6 protein-coding genes are annotated in these 6,000 nt (G+C 70.7%); 4 read left to right on the top strand and 2 right to left on the bottom strand.

Annotated elements, in window-relative coordinates:
- On the top strand, window positions 1–1,986 hold a 1,986-nt coding region (locus ACIRL2_RS16935), incomplete at its 5' end, for a M28 family peptidase (protein ID WP_402232786.1).
- Window positions 1,987–2,083: 97 nt separating this feature from the next.
- Here the strand turns inward: ACIRL2_RS16935 and ACIRL2_RS16930 are convergent.
- The gene (locus tag ACIRL2_RS16930) at window positions 2,084–2,551 is read right to left on the bottom strand and encodes a MarR family transcriptional regulator (RefSeq protein ID WP_331771555.1); all 468 of its coding nucleotides are present in this window, start codon (window positions 2,549–2,551) and stop codon (window positions 2,084–2,086) included.
- Window positions 2,552–2,662: 111 nt separating this feature from the next.
- Between ACIRL2_RS16930 and ACIRL2_RS16925 the strand changes: the two genes are divergently transcribed.
- Window positions 2,663–3,229 (top strand): DoxX family protein, encoded by a 567-nt coding sequence (locus ACIRL2_RS16925; RefSeq protein WP_395871303.1) that lies wholly within the window; start codon window positions 2,663–2,665, stop codon window positions 3,227–3,229.
- Window positions 3,230–3,371: 142 nt separating this feature from the next.
- Here ACIRL2_RS16925 and ACIRL2_RS16920 read toward each other — a convergent pair whose 3' ends face one another.
- Window positions 3,372–4,112 carry a hypothetical protein gene (locus tag ACIRL2_RS16920; RefSeq protein ID WP_402232782.1) on the bottom strand — a complete coding sequence of 247 codons (741 nt, stop codon included), beginning with the start codon at window positions 4,110–4,112 and terminating at the stop codon, window positions 3,372–3,374.
- A gap of 392 nt (window positions 4,113–4,504) precedes the next feature.
- On the opposite strand from ACIRL2_RS16920, the gene ACIRL2_RS16915 reads away from it, so the two are divergent.
- Window positions 4,505–4,774, top strand: coding sequence for a cation transporter (locus ACIRL2_RS16915; RefSeq protein ID WP_402232780.1), 270 nt, complete (start codon window positions 4,505–4,507; stop codon window positions 4,772–4,774).
- Window positions 4,775–4,928: 154 nt separating this feature from the next.
- A complete protein-coding gene (locus tag ACIRL2_RS16910) occupies window positions 4,929–5,918 on the top strand; it encodes a hypothetical protein (protein ID WP_402232777.1) in 990 nt (329 codons plus the stop codon).
- The last annotated feature ends 82 nt before the right edge of the window (window positions 5,919–6,000 follow it).

Raw genomic sequence — 6,000 nt, 5'->3', positions numbered from 1 at the left:
AACAAGACCAAGGCCGCCTGGGACGCCGTCAGCGTCCCCGCCCAACCCAACGACCCCACCTGCACCGGCGGCCCGGGCCAGAACGACTTCTCGATCAACGTCAACCCGACCTCGGGCACCGTGGTACCGAACGGAACCGTCTCTACCACGGTCGGCACCATCACGTCCAGCGGCTCGGCGCAGTCCGTCGCGCTGTCCGTCGCCGGTCTGCCGAGTGGTGTGACCGGTCAGTTCAACCCGCCCACCGTCCAGTCCGGTGGCACCTCGACGCTGACCCTGACGGCGGGTGCGACGCCGACGGCCGGCACCTACACGGTGACGGTGACCGGTACCGGTAGCGTCACGCACACCGCGCAGTACACGCTGACGGTGACCGGTCCGGGGAACCCGACCGATCCGCCGAACATCAGCGTGGCCAACGTGCAGGCGCACCTGTCCAAGTTCGGCACGATCGCCTCGCAGAACGGCGGCAACCGCCGCTCGGGCACCGGCGGTTACACCGCGTCGCTGGCGTACGTGAAGGGCAAGCTCCAGGCGGCCGGCTACACCGTCACCGAGCAGACCTGCACCTCGTGCACCTACCGCGCCAACAACCTGATCGCCGACTGGCCGGGCGGCCCCGCCGACTCGATCGTCATGTTCGGCGCCCACCTGGACGGCGTCTCCGCCGGACCCGGCATCAACGACAACGGCTCCGGCTCCGCCACCCTCCTGGAGAACGCCCTCGCGCTCGCCCAGGCCAACCCGACGCTCAGCAAGCATGTGCGCTTCGGCTGGTGGGCAGGCGAGGAACAGGGCCTGCAGGGCTCGCAGTTCTACGTCGGTCAGCTCAGCGCCACCCAGCGCAGCGCGATCAAGGGCTACTACAACTTCGACATGGTCGGCTCGCCCAACGGCGGCTACTTCATCAACAACATCAACTCCACCACCGCCGCGCCGATGAAGGCGTACTGGGACACGCTGAACCTGCGTCCCGAGGAGAACGTCGAGGGCCAGGGCCGATCCGACGACTACTCCTTCCAGCAGGGCGGCATCCCCACCTCCGGCTACGCGGCCGGCGCCGACGCCCGCAAGACCTCGGCACAGGCCACGAAGTGGGGCGGCCAGGCGAACACTTCCTACGACTCCTGCTACCACTCCGCGTGTGACACCACCGCCAACATCAACGCGACGGTCCTCGACCGCAGCGCCGACGGTGTCGCCTACACCATCTGGAAGACGGCGGTCGGCGGACCCGCGCCCACCAACGACTTCTCGATCGCGGTCACGCCCGGCGCGGGCAACGTGCCCTCCGCCGGCGGCAGCGCCACGACGACCGTGAACACGACCACCACGAGCGGCACCGCGCAGACCGTGGCGTTGAGCGCCAATGGCGCGCCCAGCGGCGTCGGGGTGACCTTCAACCCGACGTCCGTACAGTCCGGGGCATCCTCGACCGCCACCATCACGGTCGCGGCCGGCACCACGCCCGGCACGTACCCGATCACCATCACCGGCACCGGCTCGGTCGTGCACTCGACCACCTACACGCTGACCGTCGGCAACACCAACCCGGGCAACGCGCTCCAGAACGGCGGCTTCGAGCAGGGCACCGCCAACTGGACGCAGGACGCCACCATCATCACCAACAGCAGCCAGGCCACCGCGCACGGCGGCAGCTGGTACGCCTGGATGATGGGTTACGGCCGCACGGCCACCGAGAACGTCACCCAGTCCAACATCACCGTCCCGGCCGGCACCTCGCTCCGCCTGTGGGTCAAGATCACCACACAGGAAGTCGGCTCGACGGTCTACGACACGCTCAAGGTCCAGGTCAACGGCACGACCCTGGCCACCTACTCCAACGCCAACGCCACCGGCACCTACGTCCAGAAGACTGTCGACCTGAGTGCCTACGCGGGCCAGACGGTCACTCTCCGGTTCGCCGGTTCCGAGGACGAATCCGCCACGACCACCTTCTACGTGGACGACGTCAGCATCTCCTGACCCGTCCCCGATCGCTCGTCCGATGATCGGCGCCCCGCTCCCGACACCTCATCCGGGAGCGGGGCGCCTCGTCGTGCGAACCCGGTCGCGGCGCCGCTCAGCCGCGGTCGTGTGCCCGTAGTCGCCGGCCGACCGTGCCCAACGCCTCTGCCAGGAGCGCGAGTTGCTCGCGATCCAAGACATCGATGAGGACTTCGCGGACCCGCTCCACATGCGCGGGCGCGGCGCCGCGCAACCGCTCGGATCCCTGCTCCGTGAGCACCGCGAAGACGCCGCGCGCCTGGTCGGGACACTGCCGCCGACGGACCAGGCCGAGCTTCTCGAGTTGGGCGACCTGATAGGTGATCCCGCTCTTGGAGGTGATCAGGCGTTCGGCCAGCTCCGCCATCCGCAGTTCCCCGTCGGACGCGGCGGACAGGTGCACGAGGATCTCGTACTGCGGATGGGAGAGGCCGGCCTCGTCCTTGAGTTGGCGCTCCAGTGCCCGGTCCACGCGGTGGCCGGCCTCGACGAAGCTCTGCCACGCCGCCATCTCGAGGTCGTCCAACCACCGCGGTTCACTCATGCGCGCCAGCCTACTGAGCTTGTCGAAGGCGGGGTCGGGCTGTAGCGTCGAAGTAGTTCAAATTTGAACTGCCTATCGTCCGACGACCTCGCATCGACAGGAGACACCCGCATGTCCTCCCCCGCCGAGACGACCCTCCGCAGCCTCGACCGGTCCACCGGCACCGCGTCGCCGACCGCGCCCGGCCCGTCCCTGCACGGATACGACCTGGGGTTGTTCCTGCTGCGCGTCGTGGTCGGCCTGACCATGGCCGCGCACGGCTCCCAGAAGCTCTTCGGCTGGTTCGACGGCGCCGGCCTCGACGGCACCGGCCAGTTCTTCACGATGAGCGGCTACCCGTCCGGCAAGGCGATGGCCACGGTGGCCGGACTCACCGAGACCTTCGGTGGCCTGGCCCTGGTCGCCGGCCTGTGCACCCCACTGGCCGCCGCCGCGATCGTGGGCACCATGATCAACGCGGTCGCGGTCAAGTGGGACGGCGGCTTCTTCGCGCCGAGCGGCGTCGAGTACGAACTGCTGCTCACCTCGGCCGCCGCCGCGCTCGCCCTCACCGGCCCGGGCCGGCTGGCCGTGGACCGCTTCCTGCCGGTCCTGCGCGCGCACCGTCTCGCCTACGGCATCGCCGCCGTTGCCGTCGGTGCGGTCACCGCCGGCGTCATCCTGATGCTGCGCGACTGACGCCGGCGATCGCCGGGCCCGAGGCCCAGGCCCGTCGCTCGGGCCTGGGTCTCGGGCCTGGGTCTCGGGCCTGGGTCTCGGGCCTGGGTCTCGGGCTTGGATCTCGGGCTTGGATCTCCGGCCTCGGCCTCGGGTCCGGGCCTCAGGTCTGCGTGTTCGCGGTGGGAGCCGTAGGGGCTCCACCGCGCTCCAGCGCCTCCGGGTCGATCACCTGATCGGCCGGCGGCGCGGTGGGTGTGCACTTCTGCGCGCCCCTGGTGAGGTTCAGCTTCATCGTCACACTGCCCGAGACGGTGACCAGCGTCGGGAAGGGCTCGCCCTTCTCCGGGACGTGCAGCGTCACCGTGTTGCCCTTGGCGTTCTTCTTGCTGAGCGGGACCAACTTCCTGCCGTCCACCGTGACGACCTCGCCCTTGACCACACCCTCGGCGGAGCCCTGGAAGAAGTCGCTCATTCCACCGACGCTCCCGTCCTGGCCGTCCTCGCCCTTGGCGGGAGTCTTCACGTACCGGCCCGCGAACAGCTTGCTCATCAGAACCGCCTGCGGGCCCTGCTCCGCCAAGGCCTTGGCCCAGAAGTCGGGTTCGGCCTTCATGTAGACGAACGTACCGATCAGGACGATGTCCACGGGCGATCCGTCGACCTTCATCGTGCCCTGCAGGTCGGCGTTCCGCAGGCAGACGTCCACGTCCTGCTTCCTGCCCTGGTTGTCGCCACCGCCGACCATCTTCACATCGTCGGCCTTGCGCAGCCGGGCCAGCGCGTCGTCGGCCAGCGCCTTCGCGTCCTTGTCCGCGTTGGACTTCTCCGAGCCGCCGTCGCAGGCCGCCAGACCGGCGATGGCGAGAGCGACGACGGCCGAGACAACGGCCGTACGGATCATGCGCATGGTGCTCCTTGACGCGATCTGAAGCAGGGGCGGTCGCCCGGCCGCTTCGGCGGGCCACACCGTCCCCGTGACGATCACCAGACTCACAGGTTTCGTCCCCTCGGCGACACCCTTGTTCTCGGCACCCTGACGCGCCCCGGGTTGCCGAACATCGGCAATGTCGAACGGACCTGCGCCGGCCCCTGTCCGAGACGCCCCGACAGGCCCGAAACGTCTTGCCCGACATCTGCGGCAACGTGCCCGACGAGGCGCTCGCCACCACCGAGAACCCACTCCGGATCGGCCTCGACGGGTTGACTACATACCTAGGGGGGGTATGTTGTTAACCGAAGCCGCCGACCGGAGCGCATCCGGTGCGGCGGATCCGAGAACCTGGAGGCTTCGCCATGGGCACGTCCACGTCCACCGTCACCGCGACCTACACCGTCACCGGCATGACCTGCGGGCACTGCGTCTCGTCGGTCCGGACCGAGGTCGGTCGGATCGACGGCGTCACCGACGTCGGGGTCGACCTCGCGAGCGGCACCGTCACCGTGACCGCAGGTACCACGATCGACGACGCGGCCGTCGCGGCGGCGATCGACGAGGCCGGCTACGAGCTCGTCGCCCCCGCGACGCCGGCGGCGGGCGCGAGCTGCTGCGGCAGCTGCCACTGACCGGCCCGGGAGGGCGCCCTCCCACGGCGCCCTCCCGGCCGGTGCGGCCGGCAACCGCCGACGAGCGGGCCCTGCGGCCCGACGCGACCCCGAACCGGATTCCGATCCCGAACCCGGCTTCGGTCCCGACCGACCGATCGACCGAGGAGAGACCATGAACACGGCAGTCAAGGTCGGCGCGTTCGGCGCCGGCATCGTCCTGGCCTTCGGCGCCGCGTTCGGCGTGGGCCACGCGGTCGGCCCGATCGGCTCCGACCCGGCGCCCGCGCACGGTGGACACGGCGCCGACGCACGCGGCGGCGAGCAGGCCCCCGGTGCGACCGGCGTCAAGCCCGCCGCCGCCGAAGCGCCCGGTGGACTCCAGGTGTCCGAACGCGGCTACACCCTCGCCGCGCCCGCCGAACCGCTTCCGGTCGGCACCCGAACCGACTTCCGATTCCGCGTGCTCGGCCCGGACGGCCGCCCGTGGACCCGCTACGACCGCGCCCACGAGCAGGACCTGCACCTGATCGTGGCCCGCCGCGACCTGTCCGGCTTCCAGCACGTGCACCCCACACTCGGGCCGGACGGCACCTGGAGCGTCCCGCTGACCTTCGCGACCGCCGGCACGTACCGCGTGTTCGCCGACTTCGCCCCCACCGGGGACCCCGGCGGCCCGCTCACTCTCGGCGCCGACGTGGTCGTGGCCGGCTCCTACGAACCGGCCGCGCTCCCCGCGCCCACTCGCACCGCGACGGTCGACGGATACACCGTGACCCTGGCCGGCGACCTGTCCGCGACCGGCTCCTCCGCGCTCACCCTGAACGTGAGCAGGGACGGCCGCCCCGTCACCGACCTCCAGCCCTACCTCGGCGCGTACGGCCACCTGGTCGCCCTGCGCCAAGGCGACCTCGCCTACCTGCACGTACATCCCCAGGGCGCGCCCGGCGACGGCAAGACCCCCGCGGGTCCCGGCATCGGCTTCCACGCCCAGGCCCCCAGCGCGGGCAACTACCGGCTCTACCTGGACTTCCGGCACGAGGGAACGGTCCGCACCGCCGAGTTCACCGTGACCGTGGGCGCTGCGACCGTCGCGCAGGCACCCCCGATCGCCCCGACCTCGTCGCCCGCCCCGGAAGCGGAACACGGCGAACACGCGCACTGACCGAGCACCACGAGCGCGCGCACCGAGCCGGGCAAAGACGCGCACCATGCCGGGTAAGCCGGGGCACCGAAGGATCCACCGA

Source organism: Embleya sp. NPDC127516 (assembly GCF_044765325.1).
GTDB lineage: Bacteria > Actinomycetota > Actinomycetes > Streptomycetales > Streptomycetaceae > Embleya.
This window is presented reverse-complemented; position numbering and strand designations above follow the sequence as displayed.

What these genes read in the sequence shown, in the direction of transcription:
- ACIRL2_RS16930 (WP_331771555.1), bottom strand. Translation starts at nt 2,551, where the DNA reads ATGAGTGAACCGCGGTGGTTGGACGACCTCGAGATGGCGGCGTGGCAG.
- ACIRL2_RS16925 (WP_395871303.1), top strand. Translation starts at nt 2,663, where the DNA reads ATGTCCTCCCCCGCCGAGACGACCCTCCGCAGCCTCGACCGGTCCACC.
- ACIRL2_RS16920 (WP_402232782.1), bottom strand. Translation starts at nt 4,112, where the DNA reads ATGATCCGTACGGCCGTTGTCTCGGCCGTCGTCGCTCTCGCCATCGCC.
- ACIRL2_RS16915 (WP_402232780.1), top strand. Translation starts at nt 4,505, where the DNA reads ATGGGCACGTCCACGTCCACCGTCACCGCGACCTACACCGTCACCGGC.
- ACIRL2_RS16910 (WP_402232777.1), top strand. Translation starts at nt 4,929, where the DNA reads ATGAACACGGCAGTCAAGGTCGGCGCGTTCGGCGCCGGCATCGTCCTG.